Origin of the sequence: Pseudomonas sp. Kh14 (genome assembly GCF_900291005.1) — a bacterium.
Lineage (GTDB): Bacteria > Pseudomonadota > Gammaproteobacteria > Pseudomonadales > Pseudomonadaceae > Aquipseudomonas > Aquipseudomonas alloputida.
Window position 1 is genome coordinate 52896 of the sequence record NZ_OLKJ01000033.1, and the last position, 24939, is coordinate 77834.

General features: G+C 62.9%; 22 protein-coding genes. 14 read left to right on the forward strand and 8 right to left on the reverse strand.

Annotated features, from left to right (window positions below):
- Positions 1 to 346 precede the first annotated feature (346 nt).
- Positions 347 to 847 carry a thiol peroxidase gene (tpx, locus tag FQ668_RS16980; protein ID WP_014590693.1) on the reverse strand — a complete coding sequence of 167 codons (501 nt, stop codon included), beginning with the start codon at positions 845 to 847 and terminating at the stop codon, positions 347 to 349.
- A 300-nt stretch (positions 848 to 1147) separates the two neighbouring features.
- On the opposite strand from tpx, the gene FQ668_RS16985 reads away from it, so the two are divergent.
- Positions 1148 to 2335, forward strand: a complete 1188-nt coding sequence (locus FQ668_RS16985) for a Bcr/CflA family efflux MFS transporter (RefSeq protein ID WP_019437091.1) — start codon at positions 1148 to 1150, stop codon at positions 2333 to 2335.
- A 71-nt stretch (positions 2336 to 2406) separates the two neighbouring features.
- Here the strand turns inward: FQ668_RS16985 and FQ668_RS16990 are convergent, their stop codons facing one another.
- The 3 genes from FQ668_RS16990 to FQ668_RS17000 all read right to left on the reverse strand — a co-directional run bounded on the left by FQ668_RS16990 (position 2407) and on the right by FQ668_RS17000 (position 6482).
- Positions 2407 to 3687 carry a serine/threonine transporter gene (locus FQ668_RS16990; RefSeq protein WP_012052080.1) on the reverse strand — a complete coding sequence of 427 codons (1281 nt, stop codon included), beginning with the start codon at positions 3685 to 3687 and terminating at the stop codon, positions 2407 to 2409.
- Positions 3688 to 4096: 409 nt separating this feature from the next.
- Positions 4097 to 5293 carry an aromatic amino acid transaminase gene (locus tag FQ668_RS16995; protein ID WP_003247729.1) on the reverse strand — a complete coding sequence of 399 codons (1197 nt, stop codon included), beginning with the start codon at positions 5291 to 5293 and terminating at the stop codon, positions 4097 to 4099.
- A gap of 163 nt (positions 5294 to 5456) precedes the next feature.
- A complete protein-coding gene (locus FQ668_RS17000; protein WP_014590690.1) occupies positions 5457 to 6482 on the reverse strand; it encodes an Ldh family oxidoreductase in 1026 nt (341 codons plus the stop codon).
- Positions 6483 to 6624: 142 nt separating this feature from the next.
- Between FQ668_RS17000 and FQ668_RS17005 the strand changes: the two genes are divergently transcribed.
- The 11 genes from FQ668_RS17005 (at position 6625) to FQ668_RS17060 (ending at position 19445) form a co-directional block, all read left to right on the forward strand.
- Complete coding sequence (locus FQ668_RS17005; RefSeq protein ID WP_012052078.1) at positions 6625 to 7497, forward strand: MurR/RpiR family transcriptional regulator; 873 nt, start codon at positions 6625 to 6627, stop codon at positions 7495 to 7497.
- A gap of 22 nt (positions 7498 to 7519) precedes the next feature.
- Positions 7520 to 8272 (forward strand): transporter substrate-binding domain-containing protein, encoded by a 753-nt coding sequence (locus FQ668_RS17010; RefSeq protein WP_019437092.1) that lies wholly within the window; start codon positions 7520 to 7522, stop codon positions 8270 to 8272.
- A 170-nt stretch (positions 8273 to 8442) separates the two neighbouring features.
- Positions 8443 to 9162, forward strand: a complete 720-nt coding sequence (locus tag FQ668_RS17015; protein ID WP_003247720.1) for an ABC transporter permease — start codon at positions 8443 to 8445, stop codon at positions 9160 to 9162.
- On the forward strand, positions 9159 to 9869 hold the full coding sequence (locus FQ668_RS17020; RefSeq protein WP_003247716.1) for an ABC transporter permease: 711 nt from the start codon (positions 9159 to 9161) through the stop codon (positions 9867 to 9869). The genes FQ668_RS17015 and FQ668_RS17020 overlap by 4 nt, the downstream gene beginning before the upstream one ends.
- 16 nt (positions 9870 to 9885) lie before the next feature.
- On the forward strand, positions 9886 to 11130 hold the full coding sequence (locus FQ668_RS17025) for an FAD-binding oxidoreductase (RefSeq protein ID WP_014590688.1): 1245 nt from the start codon (positions 9886 to 9888) through the stop codon (positions 11128 to 11130).
- Between the two features lie 22 nt (positions 11131 to 11152).
- Positions 11153 to 11935, forward strand: a complete 783-nt coding sequence (locus FQ668_RS17030; RefSeq protein WP_010954443.1) for an amino acid ABC transporter ATP-binding protein — start codon at positions 11153 to 11155, stop codon at positions 11933 to 11935.
- A 486-nt stretch (positions 11936 to 12421) separates the two neighbouring features.
- Positions 12422 to 13231 (forward strand): gamma-glutamyl-gamma-aminobutyrate hydrolase family protein, encoded by an 810-nt coding sequence (locus tag FQ668_RS17035; RefSeq protein ID WP_004575279.1) that lies wholly within the window; start codon positions 12422 to 12424, stop codon positions 13229 to 13231.
- Between the two features lie 563 nt (positions 13232 to 13794).
- Complete coding sequence (kdgD, locus tag FQ668_RS17045) at positions 13795 to 14706, forward strand: 5-dehydro-4-deoxyglucarate dehydratase (RefSeq protein ID WP_010954445.1); 912 nt, start codon at positions 13795 to 13797, stop codon at positions 14704 to 14706.
- 104 nt (positions 14707 to 14810) lie between these two features.
- Positions 14811 to 16175 (forward strand): MFS transporter, encoded by a 1365-nt coding sequence (locus FQ668_RS17050; protein WP_003247701.1) that lies wholly within the window; start codon positions 14811 to 14813, stop codon positions 16173 to 16175.
- 77 nt (positions 16176 to 16252) lie between these two features.
- Complete coding sequence (gene garD / locus FQ668_RS17055; protein WP_014756302.1) at positions 16253 to 17806, forward strand: galactarate dehydratase; 1554 nt, start codon at positions 16253 to 16255, stop codon at positions 17804 to 17806.
- A 58-nt stretch (positions 17807 to 17864) separates the two neighbouring features.
- Positions 17865 to 19445, forward strand: coding sequence for an aldehyde dehydrogenase (NADP(+)) (locus FQ668_RS17060; protein WP_019436788.1), 1581 nt, complete (start codon positions 17865 to 17867; stop codon positions 19443 to 19445).
- A gap of 133 nt (positions 19446 to 19578) precedes the next feature.
- On the opposite strand, the gene FQ668_RS17065 is transcribed toward FQ668_RS17060, so the two are convergent.
- Positions 19579 to 20328, reverse strand: a complete 750-nt coding sequence (locus tag FQ668_RS17065; protein WP_003247694.1) for a FadR/GntR family transcriptional regulator — start codon at positions 20326 to 20328, stop codon at positions 19579 to 19581.
- A 199-nt stretch (positions 20329 to 20527) separates the two neighbouring features.
- On the opposite strand from FQ668_RS17065, the gene FQ668_RS17070 reads away from it, so the two are divergent.
- Both FQ668_RS17070 and FQ668_RS17075 read left to right on the forward strand, forming a co-directional pair.
- A complete protein-coding gene (locus tag FQ668_RS17070) occupies positions 20528 to 21178 on the forward strand; it encodes a DUF998 domain-containing protein (RefSeq protein WP_019436787.1) in 651 nt (216 codons plus the stop codon).
- Positions 21179 to 21252: 74 nt separating this feature from the next.
- Complete coding sequence (locus tag FQ668_RS17075; protein ID WP_019436786.1) at positions 21253 to 21582, forward strand: hypothetical protein; 330 nt, start codon at positions 21253 to 21255, stop codon at positions 21580 to 21582.
- A 31-nt stretch (positions 21583 to 21613) separates the two neighbouring features.
- Here the strand turns inward: FQ668_RS17075 and FQ668_RS17080 are convergent, their stop codons facing one another.
- From FQ668_RS17080 to FQ668_RS17090, 3 genes are all read right to left on the reverse strand, one after another.
- Positions 21614 to 22534 carry a LysR family transcriptional regulator gene (locus FQ668_RS17080; RefSeq protein WP_019436785.1) on the reverse strand — a complete coding sequence of 307 codons (921 nt, stop codon included), beginning with the start codon at positions 22532 to 22534 and terminating at the stop codon, positions 21614 to 21616.
- Between the two features lie 39 nt (positions 22535 to 22573).
- Positions 22574 to 23548, reverse strand: coding sequence for a quinone oxidoreductase (locus FQ668_RS17085; RefSeq protein ID WP_019436784.1), 975 nt, complete (start codon positions 23546 to 23548; stop codon positions 22574 to 22576).
- 113 nt (positions 23549 to 23661) lie between these two features.
- Positions 23662 to 24876, reverse strand: a complete 1215-nt coding sequence (locus FQ668_RS17090) for a YeeE/YedE family protein (protein ID WP_023389633.1) — start codon at positions 24874 to 24876, stop codon at positions 23662 to 23664.
- Between the last annotated feature and the right edge of the window lie 63 nt (positions 24877 to 24939).

Below are 24939 nucleotides of genomic sequence, written 5' to 3' on the forward strand. Positions count from 1 at the left end.
GTTGAACGAACCTTGTTCGGAATGACGACTTGGGGAGGATGAACGATAAGCACTGCCATCGTTTTAGCAAAGGGCCTTTACCAGAGGTTTACCTTTGCCTGACGTTGCCAAGAGGCGGAATTTTAAATGAAAACGGCCCGGAACGTGTTCCGGGCCGTTACAGGGTGTTGCTTGGAGCGGTGGCGGGCCTGAAGGTTTCCATTACCTGTGCCGGCCTCTTCGCGGGTGAACCCGCTCCTACGGGGATGTCACAGCCTTTGAAACCTGTGCCGCACGTTGTAGGAGCGGGTTTACCCGCGAAGGGGCCATCACAGGCTACAGACGCCCGCCCTGCCCCACGCAATCCTCACTTCAGTACAGCCAGCGCCGCGTCGTAGTTCGGCTCGTCAGCAATTTCGCCAACCAGTTCGCTGTGCAGCACCTTGTCGTTCTCGTCCAGCACCACCACGGCGCGGGCGGCCAGGCCGGCCAGCGGGCCGTCGGCGATGGCTACGCCGTAGTTCTCGAGGAACTCGCGGCCACGCAGGGTCGACAGGTTCTTCACATTCTCCAGCCCTTCGGCGCCGCAGAAACGAGCCTGGGCGAACGGCAGGTCAGCCGAGATGCACAGCACCACGGTGTTGGCAACGTCGCTGGCCTTGGCGTTGAACTTGCGCACCGAGGTGGCGCAGGTCGGGGTATCGACGCTTGGGAAGATATTCAGCACCTTGCGCTTGCCGGCGTAGTCTTTCAGCGACTTGTCGGCCAGGCCTTCACCTACCAGGGAGAAAGCCGGAGCCTGGGCGCCGGCCTGTGGCAGGTTGCCGTTGACCTGGACCGGGTTGCCTTTGAGAGTCACTTGAGCCATGACGAAATCCTTATGCGGGGTTTGAAAAGGACACTGAGTTAAGCATGAAGGCAGCCGGGTGCCTATGGGGGCAGGTGAAATTGTTCCATTGCCGGACGATTTTTGTGGACAAAAAATGCCGATAGCCGCGGTTATCGCCAGTTGCCTCACCGCTGCCGAATGCCCATCCTGACCTCCCCCTACAGTTCCTACACCTCTATCGGAAGTTTCGCTACCAAGCTCACCTTGTACATCTTTAGCGTACTGATTTACTGGATGACGAAAGCTATTTCTTGCAGTTCCAATCGAGGAGTTAATGGCATGAACCGCCCCGCGGGTTCGCTCCGGCGCCACCTGTGCTCGACGTTGCTGATTTTGTTATGTCTGCTGGGTGTGTTTCCTCTGGACGTAATCCTCCCATCATTCCCTGCGCTCTCAGATGAGTTTCGGGTCGACACAAAACAGATTGCGTACTCAGTGAGCTTTTTTGCTGTCGGTGTGGCCATGGCGCAAATCGTGATCGGCCCACTGTCGGATGGCATCGGGCGCAACCGTTTGTTGCTCGCTGGGTTGAGCGTATCCATTGTGGGGGCGCTCGGTTGCGTATTTTCAACCCATTATGAAACGTTCATGGCCTTTCGCTTGGTGCAGGCCCTGGGTTGCGGCAGCCTCGTGCTAGGCCAGGCGCTTGTGCAGGACCTCTACAGCGGTACACAACGCAATGCCATGCGCATCCTGTTAACAAGCGCGAGCGGGTTGTTCATCTCACTGTCACCGCTGGCAGGTGCCTTTCTTCAACAGTCCTTTGGCTGGAAGGCGAGCTTTACGGTATTCGTGATCATCGCTGCAATCGTTTCACTTTTATCGTGTGTGCTGCTCCATGACACACCTGCGTCGCATGACCGAGCGCCAAGTATGTCCAGTTATCGGGTGATGCTGCGAGACACGGACTATCTCGCGCATTCCATGCTCTCCAGCCTCGCCTTTGCCTGCCATTTTTCCTTTATCGTCATAGCGCCCTTGCTGCTGATGGGCAGGCTGGAGCTGACGGCCTATCAATTCTCTCTGGTCTTTATCGGCTATGGGTTGGCATACATTGTCGGCGGCATGGCTGCGACCTACTTGAACAGTCGCGTAACCCCGCAAGCTCAAATAAAAGCAGGCTTGCTGCTTATAAGTACTGCGGGCATCACCCTTTTGATGTGGGAATGGGTGGCAGGTTTATCTGTGCTGGGGGTTCTACTGCCGATGATTGTCTGTACCACCGGGACAACCTTGGTACGCCCCGCCGCAACAACCCAGGCTTTGGCGCGCTATCCGCGTCAGGCAGGTGCGGCAGCGTCGCTCAATACGACATTGCTGTTCGCCGGTGCCGGTTTGACGAGCAGTGTGGTCGCAGGTTTGGAAAGCGAGCTACCGGCAGGCTTGGGCGTGCTGTTCGTGGTGGCCAGCCTGTGCGGAGGGTGGATGCTTGCATGCACCAAGGACGATGGAATGCAACGCTGCTGAACCCTTGATCAGGCAAAAAAATGCCCGGGTGGCGACAAGCGACCCGGGCATTCTTGAATGAAACGGGTGAATCAGCTTACAAGGCCGTACACCACCGAAGTCAGCGCAACCAGGCCGACCACAACGACGAACACATTGGAGGCCGCACCGCTGTACTTACGCATCGATGGCACACGGCGAATGGCGTACATCGGCATCAGGAACAACAGCACCGCGAGAATCGGGCCGCCGAGCGACTCGATCATGCCGAGAATGCTCGGGTTGAGGGTGGCAACGATCCAGCAAACTACCAGCATCAGTGCGGCAACCACGCGGTCCAGGGCCTTGGCGCCTGGGCGCGCACCGGTTTTGGCGATGATGCCCTTCAGGCCTTCGCTGGCACCGATATAGTGGCCGAGGAACGACTTGGCGATGGCCACGAAGGCGATCAACGGTGCAGCGAACGCGATGGTCGGGTTGCTGAAGTGGTTGGCCAGGTACGACAGGATCGACAGGTTCTGCGCCTTGGCTTCGGCCAGTTGGGCGCTGCTCAGGGTGAGCACGCAGCTGAACACGAAGAACAGCACCATCACCACCATCAGCAGATGGGCACGACGCAGGATCTGGCCACTACGCTCATCGGCGTGCTCGCCGTAACGGCGCTTCTGGTCGACGGCAAAGGCCGAAATGATCGGCGAATGGTTGAACGAGAACACCATTACCGGAATGGCCAGCCACAAGGTGTGCAGGAAGGCCGAGGCCGGCGGCACCTCTGTGGCGCTGTCGAGAATGCCACCGGTCCAATGCGGCACCAGGTACAGGCCCAGCAACGCCAGCGCAACGATGAACGGGTAGACCAGCAGGCTCATGACCTTGACCGTGGCCTGCTCCCCGCAGCGCACGATGGCCAGCAGGCCGAGGATCAGCACGAATGACAAGATTGCCCGTGGCGGCGGTTGCATGTGCAGCTGGTGTTCCATGAAGCTGGACACGGTGTTGGTCAGCGCCACGCTGTAGATAAGCAGGATCGGAAAGATGGCGAAGAAGTACAGCACGGTGATCGAGGCACCGGCGGTGATGCCGAAATGCTCCTTGACCACTTCGGTGATGTCGCTGCCATCACGCCCGGAAAGGACGAAACGGGTCAGCCCGCGATGGGCGAAATAGGTCATCGGGAAGGCCAGCACGGCCAGGATCAGCAGCGGCCAGAAGCCGCCAAGGCCGGCGTTGATCGGCAGGAACAGTGTCCCGGCGCCGATGGCTGTGCCGAACAGGCCCAGCATCCAGGTGGTGTCGTGACGCGCCCAGGTGCCGAGGGCGGCGGGGGTCGATTCTGCAAAGCGTTGTTCAACGCTTGGGGCCTGCTCATTCATTCCGGGTGAAGCTCCACTCGCAAGACTGCAACAGGCTGAGAATGGCGAAATAGACGTTTCGCCCAACTCAACCGGAAAAGAGGGGCGCGATTGTGCACGGAAAGGTTGCACTTGCGAAGCCCTTTTCCGAGGAGCGGTTGCACTTGTCTTTACAAGCGGAAGGCATTGCTGGTGTCGATCGATGGAATGTAGCGGCCTGGGGGCCTGTGGGGCCGCCTCTGGGGGCCGCCTGTGGGAGCGGCCTGTGGGAGCGGCCTTGCGTCGCGATAGGGCCGCAAAGCGGCCCCAGCAATGTCAGCGGCAAAGCTGCAATCGTGGGGGCGCTCCGCACCCCTTTCGCGACACAAGGCCTCTCCCACAAAGTCCAACCGCGCCCCACAGGAGGGGCCGTGGCTGGTCCCTTGGCGAGTTACTTCTGAACGGCAGCGAACGCTTCGGCAACCCGTTGCAGGTTGGCCGGGCGCAGGCCGGACATGCACACACGGCCGCTGTCGATCAGGTACACGCCGAACTCGTCACGCAGGCGACGTACCTGCTCGACGCTGAAGCCGGTGTAGCTGAACATGCCGCGCTGGCGCAGGAAGAACTGGAAATCCTGGCCCGGCAGCAACACGGCCAGGGCATCGACCAGCGCCTGGCGCATGTCGAGGATACGCTTGCGCATCACTTCGACTTCTTCGGCCCACTGGGCATTCAGGCCAGCATCGCTCAATACGCCGGCAACCAGCTGGGCGCCGAAGTTGGGCGGGCTGGAGTAGTTGCGGCGCACGGTGGCCTTCAGCTGGCCAAGCACGCTCTGGGCAGTGGCCTCGTCATCGCACACCACCGACAGGCCGCCCACCCGCTCGCCATACAGCGAGAAGATTTTCGAGAAGGAGTTGCTGACCAGGCACGGCACGCCGGCACGGGCCATTTCGCGAATAGCGTAGGCGTCTTCTACCAGGCCTTCGGCGAAGCCTTGGTAGGCGATGTCGAGGAACGGGATCAGCTGGCGCGCCTTGACCACTTCGACCACTTGTTGCCACTGGTGCTGCTGCAGATCGGCACCAGTAGGGTTGTGGCAGCACGGGTGCAGCAGCACCACGCTGTTGGCCGGCAGGCTCTGCAAGGTGGCCAGCATGCCGTCGAAGTCCACGCCACGGGTGGCTTGGTCGAAGTACGGGTAGGTGTGCACCTTGAAGCCTGCACCTTCAAAGATGGCGCGGTGGTTGTCCCAGGTCGGGTTGCTGACCCAGACTTCGGACTGCGGGAAGTAGCGCTTGAGGAAGTCGGCACCGACTTTCAGGGCGCCGGAGCCACCCACGGTCTGTACGGTGGCCACACGGCCGCCGGTCACGGCCGGGTGATCAGCACCGAACAGCAACGCCTGGATGGCTTGGCGGTAGCTGGCCAGGCCTTCCATCGGCAGGTACAGAGAGGCTTCGTGGTCCTGACCGGCAATGCGTTTTTCCACCGCATCCACCGCCGCCAGTTGCGGCACCACGCCGGCCTCATCGTAGTACAGGCCAATACTCAGGTTGACCTTGTCGGCGCGCGGGTCGGCCTTGAAGGTTTCCATCAACGAGAGGATCGGGTCGCCGGCATAGGCATCGACATGTTTGAACACAGCGTGCAGCTCCTTTGGATCAGGACGGTACGGAAAGTCAGCCCTGAGCATACCCGCAGAGCGGGCTCAGGAACATCCACTATTGTGCAAGGTTGTCTATGCAACATTGCATGACCGGGATGAGGGCTGGATTCTTTGCGGGTAAACCCGCGAACGGGCCAGATCAGCCAAGCAGCTCTTTCAGGCCTTGCAGCTCCTGCTCGGTCACCGCCACCCCCTCCTCCTCGGCCACCTCGCGCTCACGATAGCGCCGCTCACCCGGCATGCGGGTCAGCCCGGCAGCCTGCATCTGCTCCACCAGTTCGCGGCTGCGCTGGGCAAAGCGCTCGCCCTCGGCCTTGCCTGGGTCGATGACGATGATCAACTGCCCGGTCCATGGCGTTTTCGCCCCCGGATGCCCGGACCAATCGAACTCCCAGGAGAAATGACCGCCGGTCAGTGCCGCCGCCAGCAGTTCGACCATCATCGACAACGCCGAGCCCTTGTGCCCGCCAAATGGCAGCAAGGCGCCGCCTTCCAGAATCGCCTTAGGGTCGGTGGTTGGCTGGCCATCGGCATCCACCCCCATGCCCTCCGGCAATTGCTGGCCGGCACGCGCGGCAATCTGCACATCGCCATGGGCCATGGCACTGGTGGCCATGTCGAAAACGATCGGGTCATGCTCGGCGCAAGGCGCAGCAAAAGCGATGGGGTTGGTACCGAACAGCGGCTTGCGTGCACCATGCGGCACCACGCAGGTCATGCTGTTGACCACGCTGAGGGCTACCAGGCCCTCTTCGGCGAACGGCTCGACATCCGGCCATAGCGCGGCGAAGTGGTGCGAGTTGTGGATCGCCAGCACGGCAATGCCTGCGTTGCGCGCCTTCGCCACCAACAGCTCACGGGCCGCCGCCAGTGCCGGCTGGGCAAAACCGCCCGCAGCATCGACACGCACATAGCCGGCGGCCACGTCGCTGACCTGTGGCGTGGCCTGGCCATCGACCCAGCCGCTGGCCAACGTCGAGACATAACCGGGCATGCGGAACACCCCATGGCTATGGGCGCCATCACGCTGGGCGCTGGCGCAGTTGTGGGCCAGCACCCGGGCCACGGCCTCGCTGCACCCATGGCGCTGGAAAATGGCCTGCAACAGGCTTTGCAGCTCGGTAAAAGGCACGCGCACAACGGTGCTGGTGGAAGGTGCGGACATCTGAAGCTCCTTGTTGATTTTGGAATGGCTACAGCGTTGCAACGACAAAAACTTTCCTTCATGTGACAGCAATCTGTCAAATGTTGACTTGATGACAGAAAACATTCATTTTCTTCCCAAGCCTCACCCCTGGAGCCGCAGCATGAGCCAACTGATCAAGCAACGCCTGGAAAACAGCCTCGAAGGGGCCGCTGCCTCGGGTCGCAAGATCGCCACCTACATGCTTGCCAACCTGCACGAACTGCCGTTCCAGACCTCGGCCAGCATTGCCGCCAAGCTGGGCGTCAGCGAATCCAGCGTCGGGCGCTACTGTCGCTCACTGGGTTATGCCCACCTCAAGGCGCTTAAGCAAGACCTGCAGAACGACCTGGGCGATGGCCCGTGGCTGGTGGGTGATCGCTTGCAAGATTACCGCCAGAACCAGGACGCCAGCGACAACGCCGGCAGCCTGGAGCTGGAAATCGCCGCCCTGGTGCGCGTACACGAATACCGCCAGAGCCCCGCCTGGCACAACGTGGCGCAACGCCTGGCGAGCAAGCCGCGGGTGTTCATCGCCGGCTTCCAGACCGAGCGCGGCATCGCCATGTGCATGAGCCACCTGCTGCAATACCTGCGCGATGGTGTGCAACTGGTGGACATCAGCGCCGGTCACTTCGGCGAAGTGCTGCTGGGCCGCGCCGAAGACAGCGCCCTGGTGGTGTTCGAGGCGCGCCGTTATTCCCGCCATGCCCTGATGCTGTGCCAGAAGGCGCGCGAGGCTGGCATTGCGGTCACCCTGGTGACCGACACCTTCTGTGACTGGGCGGATGCCAATGCCGACGAGGTGTTCCGCATCCCCACCGAGTTCAACCTGTTCTGGGAATCCACCTCGACGATGCTGTCGTGGGTGCATCTGATGGTCAACGAGGTCTGCAAGAAGCTCGGACCGGATGTTGAAAAACGCTTGGAAGCAACTGCCGCTCTACATAACGAATTCGTCGGCTACACCTCGTGGTCGACGGGCAAACAACAATAGCAAGAGTGCAATGAGGTGCGAGATGAACAAGTCCATGGCCTTGCTGGGTGCGTGCGCCCTGCTGCTGGCGGGTGCCGCCAGCGCTGAAACCCTGCGGTTCGCCACCGAGGGTGCCTACCCGCCCTTCAACTATGTAGACGCCGATAACAAGCTGCATGGCTTCGATGTCGACATCACCCATGCCCTGTGCGAACAGATGAAAGTCGAATGCACGCTGGTGGCCCAGGACTGGGAAGGCATCATCCCCGCCCTGATGGCGCGCAAGTATGACGCGGTGGTAGCGTCGATGATCGACACCGAAGAGCGACGCAAGAAGATCACCTTCACCGACCACTACTACCGCACGCCCCTGACCGTGGCGGTTGCCAAGGACAGCAAGATCGACAGCGCCCAGACCGACTTTGTCGGCTACACCGTCGGTGCGCAGTCTTCCTCTACCCAGGCCATCTACGCCGAAGACGTGTACGGCAAGGCCGGTGCCGACGTGAAACTGTACCCGACCATGGACGAAGCCAACGCAGACCTGGCGGCCGGCCGCCTGGACGGCGTGATAGCCGACAAATTCCCGCTGCACGAGTGGATGAACAAGAACGGCGGGGATTGCTGCAAGATCCTTGGCGACGTGGCCGACACCAAGGCCGATGCCGCGATCGCTGTGCGCAAGGACGACGAAGCCCTGCGCCAGCGCCTGAATACCGCGCTGCAACAGATTGTGGCCAACGGCACCTACCAGAAGATCGCCAGCAAGTACTTTGCTTTCGATATCTACAACTGATCTTCAGGAAGTTGTGCGACCACCTTGTGGGAGCGGCCTTGCGTCGCGACAGGGCCGCGTAGTGGCCCCGGCAATCTCTGCAGTTGCATGAACCCTGGGGCCGCTACGCAGCCCTGTCGCGACGCAAGGCTGCTCCCACAAGGCCGCATAACCTGCCCAAGAGGTTCGTCATGCTCGATCAATTGTCCTTGCTGTCTTTCGCCAGCGGAGGCTGGGGCCAGGCGTTGCTGGCCGGCGCGCTGGTTACTGTTTCCCTGGCCCTGGCCTGCCTTCCCATCGGCCTGCCACTGGGCCTGGTGGTCGCGCTGGCGGCGCGCTCACGCAAACGCCTGCCACGGGCCTGGGCCACCACTTTTTCCACCGTCTTCCGCGGCCTGCCCGAGCTGCTGACGTTGCTGATCATCTATTACGGCTGCCAAATCGCCGCACAGAAGATCCTCGCCGCCATGGGCTACCAAGGTGAGTTCCTCATCAACACCTTCCTCGCCGCGATGATCGCCTTCAGCCTGGTGTTCGCCGCGTTTTCCAGCGAGATCTGGCTGGCCGCCTTCAAGACCCTGCCCAAGGGCCAGCTGGAAGCCTGCTCGGCGCTTGGGCTTAGCAAGCGCACCGGTTTCTTCAAGGTGTTGCTGCCACAACTGACCCGCATCGCCCTGCCCGGCTTGTCCAACAACTGGCTGTCGCTGCTCAAGGACACCTCGCTGGTGTCGACCATCTCGCTGGTAGACCTGATGCGCCAGACCAACCTGGCGGTCAGCGTAACCAAGGAGCCGATGTTCTTCTACGGCGTCGCCTGCCTGGGCTACCTGCTGTTTGCGGCACTGTCCGGGCGCGTGTTCGCCTACATCGAACGGCGCAGCAACCGCCACCTGCAAGGAGCACGCGCATGAGCTTCGATCAACTGCTGGCAATGGTGCTTGACCCCGACCTGCTGGAACGCTACGGCCCGCGCTTCATCGACGGCCTGCTTGTAACCGCCAAGCTGGTGGCGATTTCCTTCAGCCTGGGTGCTGTGCTCGGCCTTCTGCTGGCCCTTGCACGCCTGTCTCGCAGCCTGGTGCTGCAGCGCATGGCAGCCGGCTACGTGTACTTCTTCCGCGGCTCGCCGCTGCTGGCGCAATTGTTCCTACTGTATTACGGCCTGGGCTCGCTCAAGGGTTTCTGGCAGGACGTCGGCCTGTGGTGGTTCTTCCGAGATGCGTGGTTTTGCACCTTGCTGGCGTTCACCCTGAACACCGCCGCCTATCAGGCCGAGATCTTCCGCGGCAGCCTGATGGCCGTTGCGCCTGGCCAGCATGAAGCGGCGCGGGCGCTGAACCTGAAGCGCTCGACCACCTTCTTCAAGGTGATATTGCCGCAGTCGCTGCTGGTGGCCATTGGCCCGTTGGGCAACGAACTGATCCTGATGATCAAGGCCAGCGCGATCGCCTCGCTGGTGACGATCTACGACCTGATGGGCGTGACCAAACTGGCCTTCTCGCGCAGTTTCGACTTCCAGATCTACCTGTGGGCCGCCGTGCTCTACCTGGTGATCGTCGAACTGGTGCGGCGCCTGCTGAAACACCTGGAAGCCCGCCTGGGCCGCCACCTGAACTGACCGAAGGATACGTTTCATGCATTGCCAGACCCTTGTTCTCGGCGCCGGCATCGTCGGCGTCAGCACCGCGCTGCATCTGCAGGCACGCGGGCGCCAGGTAATTCTGATCGACCGTGACGAACCGGGCAGCGGCACCAGCCACGGCAACGCCGGGCTGATCGAGCGCTCCAGTGTCATCCCCTATGCCTTCCCGCGGCAACTGAGCGCACTGCTGCGTTACGGCCTGAACCGCCAGCCCGATGTGCGCTACAGCCTGGCGCACCTGCCCAAGGCCGCACCGTGGCTGTGGCGTTACTGGCGCCAGTCGGCACCCGGGCGCCTGGCCGGCGCCGCCGCCGATATGTTGCCGCTGGTGCAGCGCTGTGTCGACGAGCATGACGCGCTGATCGCTGCCGCCGGCCTGGAAGGCCTGGTGCAAGCCAAAGGCTGGATCGAAGTGTTCCGCGACCCCGCGCTGTTCGAGCAGGCAAAAACCGATGCCAAGGGCCTGAGCCGCTACGGCTTGCGCTTCGAAATCCTTGAATGCGGGCAGTTGCAGGCACGTGAACATCAGCTGGACGCCACCGTGGTCGGTGGCATCCACTGGCTCGACCCGAAAACTGTGAACAACCCCGGTGCGCTCACCCGTGGCTATGCGGCGCTGTTCCTGCAACGCGGCGGGCAGTTCGTGCATGGCGATGCGCGCAGCCTGCGCCAGGCCAATGGCCAATGGCGGGTAGAGAGCCGTCGCGGCCCGATCACTGCCGACGAGGTGGTGGCTTGCCTTGGGCCACAGTCAGCCGACCTGTTCAGCGGCCTGGGCTACCAGATCCCGCTGGCCATCAAGCGGGGCTACCACATGCACTACAGCACCCGTGACGGCGCTCAGCTGGAGCACTCGATCTGCGACACCCAAGGCGGCTATGTACTGGCGCCAATGGCGCGCGGTGTGCGCCTGACCACCGGCATCGAGTTCGACGCAGCCAGTGCGCCTGGCAACCAGATCCAGTTGGGCCGCTGCGAGGCCCTGGCGCGCAAGCTGTTCCCGGCCCTCGGCGAGCGCCTGGACGACACACCATGGCTGGGCCGCCGCCCCTGCCTGCCCGACATGCGCCCGGTGATCGGGCCGGCGCCGCGCCACCCAGGGCTGTGGTTCAACTTCGGCCATGCCCATCACGGCCTCACGCTGGGCCCGGTCTGCGGCCGGCTGCTGGCCGAGCTGCTCACCGGCGAGCCCCCCTTCACCGACCCCGCGCCTTACAGCGCGACCCGTTTCGACTGAACCCACGCGGGAGAACAACAAGATGACCGCACCACTGAGCCTTGCCACCCTTGCCCCCGAACCCGACCCGCGTCCGGTGCTGATTCGCATCGAAGGCCTCAACAAGCACTATGGCGCGTTCCACGTGCTGCGTGACATCGACCTGCAGGTGCGCGAAGGCGAACGCATCGTGCTGTGCGGGCCGTCCGGCTCGGGCAAGTCGACCCTGATCCGTTGCATCAACCGCCTGGAAGTCGCCCAGCAGGGCAGCATCCAGGTGGACGGCATCGACCTGGCGGCCACCACGCGCGAGGCAGCACAGGTACGCAGCGACATCGGCATGGTGTTCCAGCACTTCAACCTGTTCCCGCACATGAGCGTGCTCGACAACTGCCTGCTGGCCCCCACCAGCGTGCGCGGGCTGTCACGCAAGGACGCCGAGGAGCGGGCACGCATGTACCTGAGCAAAGTCGGCATCGAAAGCCAGGCGCACAAGTACCCCAGCCAGCTGTCCGGCGGCCAGCAGCAGCGCGTGGCAATCGCCCGGGCGCTGTGCATGAAACCGCGGATCATGCTGTTCGACGAGCCCACTTCGGCGCTGGACCCGGAAATGGTCGCCGAGGTGCTGGATGTGCTGGTGCAGTTGGCTGGCACGGGCATGACCATGCTGTGCGTCACCCATGAAATGGGCTTTGCCCGGCAGGTAGCCGAGCGGGTGCTGTTCCTGGAGGGTGGGCAGATCATCGAGGACAGCCCGCCGCAGGTGTTCTTCAACCAGCCGCGCACCGAGCGGGCCAAGGCGTTCCTGGCGCAGATACTGCACTGAATGGACCGGATGGGCTGGCGCGCAACTGTGTAGGAGCGGCCTTGTGTCGCGAAAGGGCCGCAAAGCGGCCCCGGATATCAGCTTCGCTGCCGATATCGCCGGGGCCGCTGCGCGGCCCTTTCGCGACACGAGGCCGCTCCTACAGGCTCCGTGTGAGCCGAATAAATGGGCAATGGGGCGTGGCCTTTATTGCACCGCTGCAAAGACCCAACTGCGTCGTTAAATATTATTGACCAACACCCCCGCCAAACCCACGCCGCCACAGGCCCGCATCGGTTTAAGGCCCCAAAAAACGGCGTACCCCCCGCGTTAAAGCCCGCTTCCGTCGTTTGACATATCGAACGGCTCTGGCAAGCTATCTACAAGCCCCGACCGGAATCGTCGCCTCTGACGAGCCGGCAGTGCTCGGGGCTACAGGCAGCACCCAGGGCCCCGAGCCGTGCGCCTGCACAACAACGACAGGTCGAACCTGTCCCAAGGTGACATATGTCCAACAGCAACATTGGCAACAAGCAACCTTCCCTGCGCAAACCCGTCGTCCTGATGACCATGGGCAGCCAAGAGCGCAAAGGACATGACTACCAGGTCATGACCCACAAATACATTACTCCGCTGGTCGAGTTCTCCGATTGCGTCCCGGTGTTGGTACCTACCTGCTGCGGCACTGACGACCTCGAGACCTACCTGGACATGGCCGACGGCGTGTACCTGACTGGCGCTGGCAGCAACATCGACCCGGCCCTGTATGGCCAGGAAAACCAGACCCCGGGCAAAGGCCAGGACCAGAACCGCGACCTGTTCGACATTCCGCTGGTCAAGGCGGCGATCAAGCGTGGCCTGCCCATCTTCGGCATCTGCCGCGGCATGCAGGAAATCAACGTGGCCCTGGGTGGCGACATTTACCAGAAGGTGTATGCCGAACCTGGGTTCAATGACCACCGGGAAAACCCGGAAGACCCGGTCGAAGTGCAGTACGCCCAGGTGCATGGGGTGAAGATCCAGCCGGGCAGCTGGCTGCACGACACTCTGGGTACCGACGAGATTCGCGTCAACTCGCTGCATGGCCAAGGCCTGCATAAGCTCGGCGCCGGTATTGAAGCCATCGCCCGTGCCGAAGATGGCCTGGTCGAAGCGATTCATGCGCCAAGCATTTCGCCGTTCCTGTTCGCCGTGCAGTGGCACCCTGAATGGCAAGCGGCGAAGAACCCTGATTCGATCAAGATCTTCCAGGCTTTCGGCGACGCTTGCCGGGCCCAGGTACGCAAGGCGCAAATCAAGCGCCAGCACGCAGCCTGACTTTCAGTTTCCTCTGCTTTGATCGCGGGGCGGCGCAAGGCCGCCCCCGTTTCCCGGTCACCCTCTGCTGGTCCCAGAACACTTCCCGTGGAATCGGGCGGCGGGCTTGTGCCTGTCTCCGCGATCGTTTTTTTCCTTCCCCTTAAGAGATACGATGACTGCTATGTGTTTGTCGTCGTACCTGCTGCGCCTGTGAAATCGAGCGCCGCCCGCGCGGCGCTTCGCGGGTAAACCCGCTCCTACGTTTGTTTCAGGCCAGTTATGCCTGTGGCATTTGCGCGCGAACGCCTTGGCGCATGCCTCGATATCGAGTCGTACAAACAAGGCGGTCGCGCGCGTCTGACACAGGCGATACTGGCCCGAAACAAACGTAGGAGCGGGTTTACCCGCGAAGCGCCGCGCGGGCGGCGCTCGATCTGCGCCACAACACATAAATCCAGACGGCCACCCTGACGAGAACACAAAATTCTGAAAAGGGACTAGTCATCACACAAGTTGTACGATAACTTACCTCCATCGCAAGACAACACCCCTCACCCAAGCGCCACAGGATGCCAACAACAATGAATCCACAAGAACTCAAATCCATCCTCTCCCACGGCCTGCTGTCTTTCCCGGTCACCGACTTCAATGCCCAGGGCGACTTCAACCCGGCTGGCTACATCAAGCGCCTCGAGTGGCTGGCCCCCTACGGCGCCAGCGCGCTGTTCGCCGCTGGCGGTACCGGTGAATTCTTCTCCCTGGCCGCCAGCGAATACAGCCAGGTGATCAAGACCGCGGTTGACACCTGCGCCACTTCGGTTCCGATCCTCGCCGGTGTCGGTGGCTCCACCCGTCAGGCCATCGAATACGCGCAAGAAGCCGAGCGCCTGGGTGCCAAGGGCCTGCTGTTGCTGCCGCACTACCTGACCGAAGCCAGCCAGGACGGCGTCGCCGCCCACGTCGAAGCGGTGTGCAAATCGGTAAACATCGGTGTGGTGGTGTACAACCGCAACGTCTGTCGCCTGAACGCCGACCTGCTGGAAAAACTGGCCGAGCGCTGCCCGAACCTGATTGGCTACAAGGACGGCCTGGGTGATATCGAGCTGATGGTGTCGATCCGTCGTCGCCTGGGCGAGCGCTTCAGCTACCTGGGTGGCCTGCCGACCGCCGAAGTGTATGCTGCCGCCTACAAGGCCCTGGGCGTACCGGTGTACTCCTCCGCGGTGTTCAACTTCGTGCCGAAAACCGCCATGGACTTCTACAACGCCATCGCCCGTGACGACCACGCCACCGTGGCCAAGCTGATCGACGATTTCTTCCTGCCATACCTGGACATCCGCAACCGCAAGGCCGGCTACGCCGTGAGCATCGTCAAGGCCGGCGCCAGAATTGCCGGTTACGACGCCGGCCCGGTGCGTACCCCGCTGACTGACCTCACCGCCGAAGAGTACGAAATGCTCGCCGCGCTGATGGACAAGATGGGCCCGCAGTAAGCGCTGCCCGCGGCCTGCCAGATGCCGCGCCCGGAGTGGGCCTGCCCCACTCCGGTTACAATTCGTGAGCCCGCACAAAAATAACTAGTGGGAGTATTGCCAGCATGCAAGCGACTAAGAAAACGCATGTGCGCTACCTGATCCTGTTCATGCTGTTTCTGGTGACCACGATCAACTATGCCGACCGCGCGACCATTGCTATCGCAGGCTCCAGCCTGCAGAAAGACCTCGGCATTGACGCCGTAACCCTCGGTTATATCTTTTCCGCCTTCGGATGGGCTTACGTGGCTGGCCAGATTCCTGGTGGTTGGCTGCTCGATCGCTTCGGTTCCAAGAACGTCTACGCCTTCAGCATCTTCACCTGGTCGCTGTTTACCCTGCTGCAGGGTTTTGTCGGTGGCCTGCCGGTTGCCTGGGCCGTGGTCACCCTCTTCACCCTGCGCTTCCTGGTCGGTTTCGCCGAAGCCCCGTCATTCCCGGGTAACGCGCGCATCGTCGCCGCATGGTTCCCGACCCAGGAACGCGGCACGGCCTCGGCCATCTTCAACTCGGCGCAGTATTTCGCCACTGCACTGTTCGCCCCGATCATGGGCTGGATCGTGTTCAGCTTCGGCTGGGAGCACGTGTTCGTGGTCATGGGTGTGCTGGGCATCATCTTCTCGATGGTGTGGCTGAAGACCATCTACAACCCGCGCCAACACCCGCGCATCAGCCAAAGCGAACTCGAGCACATCGAGCAGAACGGCGGCCTGGTCGACATGGACCAGAAGCGCGGCAGCGACGGCCCGAAATGGGGTTACATCAAGCAGTTGCTGACCAGCCGCATGCTGCTGGGCGTATACCTGGGCCAGTACTGCATCAACGCCATCACCTACTTCTTCCTCACCTGGTTCCCGGTGTACCTGGTGCAGGAACGCGGCATGACCATTCTCAAGGCCGGCTTCATCGCCTCGCTGCCGGCGGTGTGTGGTTTTATCGGCGGCGTCCTGGGTGGTGTGATCTCCGACTGGCTGCTGCGCCGCGGCAACTCGCTGACCTTCTCGCGCAAACTGCCGATCGTCTGTGGCCTGCTGCTGTCCACCACCATGGTGTTCTGCAACTACGTCGATGCCGAGTGGATGGTGGTCGGCTTCATGACGCTGGCGTTCTTCGGCAAGGGCATCGGCGCGCTGGGCTGGGCGGTGGTCGCGGACACTTCACCCAAGCAGATCGCCGGGCTGTCCGGTGGCCTGTTCAACACCTTCGGTAACATCGCGTCGATCACCACCCCTATCGTGATCGGCTACATCATCAGCGCCACCGGCTCGTTCAAGTGGGCGCTTGTGTACGTGGGTGCCAACGCGCTGGTAGCGGTATTCAGCTATCTGGTTATCGTCGGCCCCATCAAGCGTATCGAATTGCGTGATGCTGCCCCAAAGCCACACGCTGAGCCTGCCACCGACGGCGAACTGGCCAGTTCCCGACACTGAAAAAGCACGCCCGCACCGGGTCACCCGGCATGGGCGGATGTACAGAAGCCTGAGAACCTGACAAGTAGGGCCCAAACATGCAGTTGATCGAACACTCCGACTCGCCCCGCTACGTCCGCCTGCACGACGACGACAACGTCGTGGTCGTCGTCAACGACGGCGGCTTGGGCGAAGGCGCCCGCTTCGCCGACGGCCTGACCCTGATCGAAGGCGTGCCGCAAAGCCACAAGGTGGCCACCGTGGCCATCGCCAAGGGCGAGCCCGTGCGCCGCTACGGGCAAATCATCGGCTACGCGCTGGAAGACTTGCGCCAAGGCAGCTGGGTTCAGGAAAGCCAGCTGGCCATGCCGGCCGCCCCGGAACTGGACAGCCTGCCGCGCTGCGATGCAGTGCCACAACCGCTGCCGCCGCTGGAGGGCTTCACCTTCGAGGGCTATCGCAACGCCGACGGCACTGTCGGCACCCGCAATATTCTCGGCATCACCACCACCGTGCAGTGCGTGACCGGCGTGCTGGAACATGCAGTCAAGCGCATTCGCAACGAACTGCTGCCCAAATACCCCAACGTCGATGACGTGGTGGCCATTACACACAGCTACGGCTGCGGTGTGGCAATCAACGCCCGCGACGCTTACATCCCGATCCGCACCGTGCGCAACCTGGCGCGCAACCCCAACCTTGGCGGCGAGGCACTGGTGATCAGCCTGGGCTGTGAAAAACTGCAAGCCAGCCAGGTGATGCACGACAACGACCCCTCGGTGGACCTCAGCGACCCATGGCTGTACCGCCTGCAAGATGCCAGCCTTGGCTTTGTTGAAATGATCGAGCAGATCATGGACCTGGCCGAGACCCGCCTGAAGAAGCTCGACCAGCGCCGCCGCGAAACGGTCCCGGCCAGCGAACTGATCCTCGGTATGCAATGCGGTGGCAGCGACGCCTTCTCGGGCATCACCGCCAACCCGGCACTTGGCTATGCCGCCGACCTGCTGGTCCGCGCTGGCGCCACGGTGCTGTTCTCTGAAGTGACCGAGGTGCGCGACGCGATCTACATGCTGACCTCGCGCGCGGAAAACCAGGACGTTGCCGACGCGCTGGTGCGCGAAATGGACTGGTACGACCGCTACCTGCAGCAAGGCGCCGCCGACCGCAGCGCCAACACCACGCCGGGCAACAAGAAAGGCGGGCTGTCGAACATCGTCGAGAAATCGCTGGGTTCGATCGTCAAGTCGGGCAGCGGCGCTATACAGGGTGTGCTCGGCCCAGGCGAGCGGGTCAACCGCAAAGGCCTGATTTTCTGCGCCACCCCGGCCAGCGACTTTGTCTGTGGCACCTTGCAACTGGCGGCCGGCATGAACCTGCACGTCTTCACTACCGGCCGCGGCACCCCCTATGGCCTGGCCATGGCGCCGGTGGTCAAGGTGTGTACCCGCAGCGAACTGGCCCAGCGCTGGCCCGACCTGATCGACATCGACGCCGGTCGCATCGCCAGTGGTCGCTCGACCATCGAGGAGCTGGGTTGGGAGCTGTTCCATTACTACCTGGACGTGGCCAGTGGCCGCAAGCAAACCTGGGCCGAGCAACACCGGCTGCACAACGACATCACCCTGTTCAACCCGGCGCCCATTACCTGATGCCGCAGCCTTGACCACGCATTCACACACGCCACCCTCAAGCCCACAGGAGCACCCCATGCCTGAAATCCTCGGCCATAACTTCATCGCCGGTCAGCGCAGTGCCGCTGGCCCTCAGCGCCTGCAGAGCCTGGACGCCAGCACTGGCGAAGCCCTGCCCTACAGCTTTGCCCAGGCCACCGAAGCCGAAGTGGACCAGGCCGCCAAGGCCGCTGCCGCAGCCTTCGCCGAGTTCCGCCAACTGGCCCCGGCACGTCGGGCCGAGTTCCTCGACGCCATCGCCGCTGAACTCGACGAACTGGATGACGCCTTCGTCGCCATCGTCTGCCGCGAAACCGCCCTGCCCGCCGCCCGCATCCAGGGCGAGCGCGGCCGCACCAGCGGGCAGATGCGCCTGTTCGCCCAAGTGCTGCGCCGCGGCGACTTCCTCGGCGCGCGCATCGACCTGGCACTGCCCGAGCGCCAGCCGCTGCCACGCGTAGACCTGCGCCAGATGCGCATCGGCGTAGGCCCGGTCGCCGTGTTCGGGGCCAGCAACTTCCCGCTGGCCTTCTCCACCGCCGGGGGTGATACCGCCGCCGCCCTGGCCGCAGGCTGCCCGGTGGTATTCAAGGCGCACAGCGGCCACATGGCCACGGCCGACCTGGTGGGCTGCGCCATCGTGCGCGCCGCTGAGCAGACCGGCATGCCCAAGGGCGTTTTCAACATGGTATTTGGTGGCGGCGTGGGCGAGTGGCTGGTCAAGCACCCCGCCATCCAGGCGGTTGGCTTCACTGGCTCGCTGAAAGGCGGCGATGCCCTTTGCCGCATGGCCGCTGAGCGCCCGCAGCCAATCCCGGTATTTGCCGAGATGTCGAGCATCAACCCGGTCATCATCCTGCCGGGCGCCCTGGCCAAGCGTGGCGAGGCCATTGCCCGCGAGTTGGCGGGGTCCGTGTGCATGGGCGCCGGGCAGTTCTGCACCAACCCTGGGTTGGTGATTGGCCTGCAGTCACCACAGTACAGCCAGCTGCTCGCCGACCTTGGCCAGTACCTGGACCAGCAAGCCGGGCAAACCATGCTCAACGCTGGCGGTCTGCGCAGCTACGTTGGCGGCCTTGAACACCTGCATGCCCATGCCGGTATCGAGCATGTAGCCGGCCAGGCGCAGGAAGGCAACCAGGCGCGCGCTCAGCTGTTCAAGGCCGATGCACGCCTGCTGGTCGAGTCCGATCCGCTGTTGCAGGAAGAAGTGTTTGGGCCCACCACCGTGGCTGTAGAGGTGCAGGACAACGACCAACTGCGCGACGCGCTGCTCGGCCTGCGTGGCCAGCTGACCGCGACGCTGATCGGCGAGACGGAGGACTTCGATGCCTTCGCCTGGCTGGTGCCGTTGCTGGAGGAGAAAGTCGGGCGAATCCTGGTCAATGGCTACCCGACCGGTGTCGAAGTCTGTGATGCCATGGTGCACGGCGGCCCGTACCCGGCGACCTCCGATGCGCGTGGCACCTCGGTCGGCACTTTGGCCATCGACCGCTTCCTGCGCCCGGTGTGCTACCAGAACTACCCACAGACGCTGCTGCCTGAGGCACTGCGCGACGGCAACCCGCTGGGGCTGCGGCGGTTGGTGAACGGGCAGTGGAGTGACGGGGCGATCTGACCGGTTGCAAGCAACAAGAAAGCCCCGCGCACGGCGGGGCTTTTCTTTTTGACTGTATTGGCCTCTTCGCGGGCAAGCCCGCTCCTACAGGGCTATCTTGCCCGCGAAGAGGCCATTACAGGCAAAAAAGGCTTCAGGTCCCTTGCGCTTCAGCCGCCTCATGCGCCTGGCGCAAGCGCTCGCGGCTGTTGCTCAGGTGCATGCGCATGGCCATCTTCGCCCCTTCGCTGTCACGCCGGGCAATCGCCTCATAGATCGCCTCGTGCTCATGCATCAAGCGGCTCATGTAATGCGCCTGGTCATCATGGGCCAGGCGCGCCGAGTTCAGTCGGGTACGCGGGATGATGCTGGTACCCAGGTGGTTGATGATATCGGCGAAGTAGTGGTTGCCGCTGGCCTGGGCAATGCGCAGGTGGAACTGGAAGTCCGCCGACACCGCATCAGTGGCGTGGGCCGCCCCCTCGTTGAGTTCGTCCAGCGCCGCACGCATACCGGCCAGGGCTTCGTCGCTTCGCCGCTGGGCTGCCAGCCCGGCCGACTCGATCTCCAGGGCAATGCGCAACTCCAGCACCGCCAGCACTTCGCGCAGGGTGACCACGGTGGCCGGGTCGATACGGAAACCGCCCGTAGCCGGCGCATCCAGCACGAATGTACCAATGCCGTGGCGGGTCTCAACCTGCCCGGCGGCCTGCAACCGCGAGATCGCCTCACGCACCACCGTGCGGCTGACGCCCTCCTCGGCCATGATCTGCGATTCGGTCGGCAACTTGTCGCCGCGCTTGAGCTGGCCGCTGCGAATGCGTTCGGTCAGCACCGTGACCAGTTCCTGGGCCAGACTGCGCGGCTTGCGCCGGGTCCTTGCCTGTACCTGCTGCTCTGTCATTGCCCTGTATTTCACCTTGGAAGACAGCGCTCATCATAGCGCAAGCGGTTGTACGATCACATACACCCCGTGCGGTATTTATTGCCCATCTTTGCAGTCCCTGGCCCATGAAGAAACGCGCAGAATCACTGGCCCATGGCCTGCGTGAGCCTGTATTGTATGCTTCCACGCTCACTGTTCCATGGAAGGAATCTGCAGTATGAAAACCCTCGACCGTCTTTTGCTCGGCAGTGGCCTGCTGATCCCCCTCTGGCTGCTGGCGGGGGTATGGCTCACGGCCCAGGCCTACCCTGGCTATGATCACCTGCAACAGGCCATGAGCCAGCTGGGCGCGGCAGGCTCGCCAACCCACAGCTGGTCACCACGGGTCAACAACTACCCTCTAGCCCTGCTGTTTGCCCTGTTTGCCTGGGGCCTGATGCGGCGCTGGCATAGCTCGAAGCTGGCGCTGCTGAGTGCGGGCCTGGTGTTGCTGCATGGCATGGGCAGTTTGGGCACCGGCTGGTTCCCCTGCGACCAGGGCTGTGCACCGGTACAGCCATCTACCTCGCAGCAACTGCATAACCTGTTTGGTCTGCTGATGTTCCTCTCGCTGACCTTGGCCAGCGCCCTATGGGCGTGGCTAGGCAACCGCCTTGCCGGCTCCCCCGCCCTGGCGCTATTTTCCCTGGCTTGCGTGGTGTTGGCGATCATCACCGTCGCGTTGATGGGCCAGGCGGCGCAGAGTGGCCAGCTGTTCGGCCTGTATCAACGCCTCAACTATGGTGTTTCGGTGCTTTGGGTTGCCAGCCTGGCTTGGACAAGCCTGCAGAAGCCGAAGGCCAGTCCTCTGCGCATGGCTGTGACTTGACGGCAAATTGCTGGCCCACGGCTCTGGAAAGCGAAGGCAAACTCCGTTTTCTTTCAGATGCTTAGGACAGCAACATGCGAGTACTTCTAGCAACGATGGCCGGCTGCCTGCTGGCCACCTTCGCTTTCGGCGCCCAAGCCAGGGCACTGAGCCAGAACGATCGCCACACTTGCGGCTGGGGCGCGCAGATAGCCGCCGAGGCCCAACAGGCCAAGCTTTCCGGGGTGACCTTGTATGCCACGCGCAAGAAGCTGCAGGTACGCAAATTCCCCAAACCATGGATGCGCATGACTGCCTTCGGCATTACCGAGCAGACGTACAACAGCCGCTCGCGGCTCAAGCCAGCAGCGATCAAGCAGACGTACTTCGAGCAGTGCGTTCAGCATGCCGTTGCAAGACGATAACTCTTTATTTATCACGCCTGCAAAGGCCGCATCAGCGTCTCCAAGGAGGGCCTGCCTTGAAGCGATCTTCCAGCCAGGCCTTGAAGACGCCCATCGCTGCCGTGTTCAGGCGCGCGGTCGGCCGTACAAGGTAAATGCCCGCCGCCTTGTCCAGCTGCCATTGCGCAAGCACCCTTACCAGGCATCCGCTGGCCAGGTCCTCGCACATGAGCCAGTCACCTCCGGCCAGAATCCCCACGCCGCGCCGCGCCGCCTCCAGCAGCGCTTCGTTGTCATTACTGCGAAGGCTGCCAGCAACTTTGACACTTGTCTGTCGCGTATCGCTCATCAGGCGCCATTCAGGAAACGATCGTAAGCCATTGAAAACCAAACAGTTATGCGCCGCCAAATCTTCCGGCTGCGCGGGTTCCCCATGCCGAGCAAGGTATTGAGGAGAAGCGCACAGGATCCGCACGTGATCGCACAGTTTACTTGCCACCAGACGATTGTCCGCCAGCTCACCAATCCGGATCGCGGCGTCGAAACCCTCGCCGATCAGGTCGACGAAACGATCGGCATACTCGGTCTCCACGATTACCTGCGGGTAGGCCAGTACAAAGTCGGCCAGCATGCCGCTCAACCAGCGTCGGCCCATGGCCGCCGGCAACGCCAGACGCAGACGCCCACGAACCGTTGCCGCACCTTCGGCTGCCTCTTCCTCCGCTTCGGCAATCAGCCGGCTAGCCTCGAGAACCTTGGCTACCAGCCGCTCGCCCTCATCGGTAAAGCGCAGCTGCCGCGTACTGCGCTCCACCAGGCGAATGCCCAGCCGCGTCTCTAAAGCACTCAGGCGTTTCGACAGCACCGTAGGGTGGCGCTCCAGTTGCCGCCCGGCGGCAGCAAACGAGCCCTGCTCATACAAGGCCAGCAGGGTGGCAAGTTCATCAGCGCGGCGACTGTCGAAGGTATCCATGGCAAGACTCGGCTCAGGGCAGTGAAATCAGGGGGCGGATCAGGCAGTCAGCACCAGCGCGCCCTCCGACCGCCCTTGCTCCAGGTACTCATGGGCCTTGGCTGCTTCAGCCAGCGGGAAGCATCGCCAGACCCGAGGCTGGACGATACCTTCGGCAACCGCTGCCAGCACATCGGCCGCGCGCTGCTGGTACTCCTCGACCGTGCGGGTGTGTGCTGCGAGCGATGGCCGGGTCAGGTACAGCGAGCCATTGGCATTGAGCGTGGCCACCTCGATGGCAGGCGGTGCACCGGAGGTGCCGCCGAACGATACCAACAAGCCGCGCACCCTCAGGCTGCCCAACGAGGCCTCAAGCGACACCTTGCCCACGCAATCGTACACTACGTCCACACCTTGGCCTTGGGTCAGCTCACGCACCTGGCTGGCCAAGGTTTCCGCGTCGAACACCAGCACATGCTGGCAACCCGCCGCCCGTGCCCGCTCCACACTTTGCAGGCGCGATACCACCCCTATCACCGTCGCCCCCAGGTGCCGCGCCCAAGGCACCATCAGCTGGCCCAAAGCACCGGCCGCACCGTACAACAACACCTGGGTGCCCGGCCCTACGGCATAGGTGGTTTTCAACAGATATTGCGCCGTGATTCCCTTGAACAGCACCGCTGCGGCGGCCTCGTCCTCCAACTGCGGCGGCAGCGGGACCAGCCGCTCGGCCGGGAACAGCCGGCCACTGGCATAGGCACCGACCGGCCCCATCGCGTAAGCGACCCGGTCGCCCACCTGCACGTTGTGCACCCCATCGCCAATGGCCGAGACCCTGCCAGCGCCTTCCAGCCCCAGGCCTGAAGGCAATGCCAGCGCTGCTCCCCCCTTGCGCTGCAACACATCCAGCGGGTTCACGCCCATGGCCGTCTGCTCCAGCCAGACCTGGCCAGGCCCTGGAGATTGTGCTGCTACGTGTTCAAGCTGCATCACGTCGGCAGCGCCGGTGCTATTGAGAATGATGCGGGTAGCCATGATCGAATCCTGCTGAATGAGTGCTCGAGTCAGGCTAAACAAGAAGCAAAAGTTGAACAATCAGGCGGGATGCAGATGATTTCTGCACCCCTTGCAGCAATTCAGTCAGTGCATCAGCAGCCAGTCAGCATCGTAGGGCGCCGTTCACCGAAGAAGAACAAGGGGCGCAGGCGCACGCCTATCAGGTTGCCGGTATAGGCCGCCACCAGCCACAACCAGCCATGTAAGCTACCCGAGGCGATACCACTGAAGTAAGCACCAATGTTGCAGCCGTAAGCCAGGCGCGAACCATAGCCCAGCAGAAGGCCGCCAATCACTGCGGCCACCAGCGACGGCAGCGGAATCTTCAGGCTTGGCGCAAAGCGCCCGGCCAGGCCCGCCGCCAGCAACGCACCCAGTACGATGCCCAGGTCCATTACCGTGGTGATGTCCTGCCACAGCGGCGCAGCCAAAGCCTTGGCATTGGCCGGTGCCTGCCAGAACACCCAGCTACCGACATCCACGCCCAGCCCGCTGAGGACCTTGGCCCCCCACAAGGCGAAAGCCGAGGTAATGCCCCAAGGCCGCCCCGCCAGCGCCAAGGTCGCGTAGTTCAGCAAGGCCAGGGCGATGGCGCCCCACAGCAAGGGCCAGGGGCCACGCAGGAAGCGGCGAAGGCCTTGGTGCTCGCTGGCAGGCAGTGCTTCAAGCGCGCCATGCCGGCGCTTCTCAAGCACCACGGTGGCCCAGGCGATCAGCCCGAACACTGCCAGGCTTGCCAGCAGCGCAGGCCCTATCCCCCAGGCCTGCACGATCGAGGTGGCCGGAAGCGACGGCAAGGCAAACCACCAGTCGGCATGGTGGGTGGCGCTGACCGAGCCGATGATGAAGAACAGCAGAGTCACCAGCATGCGCGCATTACCTCCCCCCACGGTGAACAGCGTGCCCGATGCGCAGCCGCCACCCAACTGCATGCCAATGCCGAAAATGAACGCACCGAACACCACTGAAACACCCGCTGGGGCAACCAGGCCAGTGACCGGGTTACCGAACAGGCTGCCAGCTGACAACGCCGGGAAGAACAGCAGCACCGCCAGGGTCAGCATGACCATCTGCGCACGCAGGCCCGCGCCACGGCGCTCGTTGATAAACACCCGCCAGGCCGAGGTGAAACCGAAGGCGGCGTGGTACAGCGTCAGGCCAAGCGCGGTGCCGACAAGCAGCAACAACACCTGCTTGAAGCCGGCATTGAGGTTGAGGAACCAGGCACTGGCCAGCATCAAGACCAAGGCGATCAATGGCGCGCCGAGGCGACGTGGTTCAGGCGTGGCAGTTGCGGAAAGACCCATCAAAATACTCGGACAATAGTTAAACGGACGGGGAGTATACGCCCAGCAGTCGACGCAATCGTT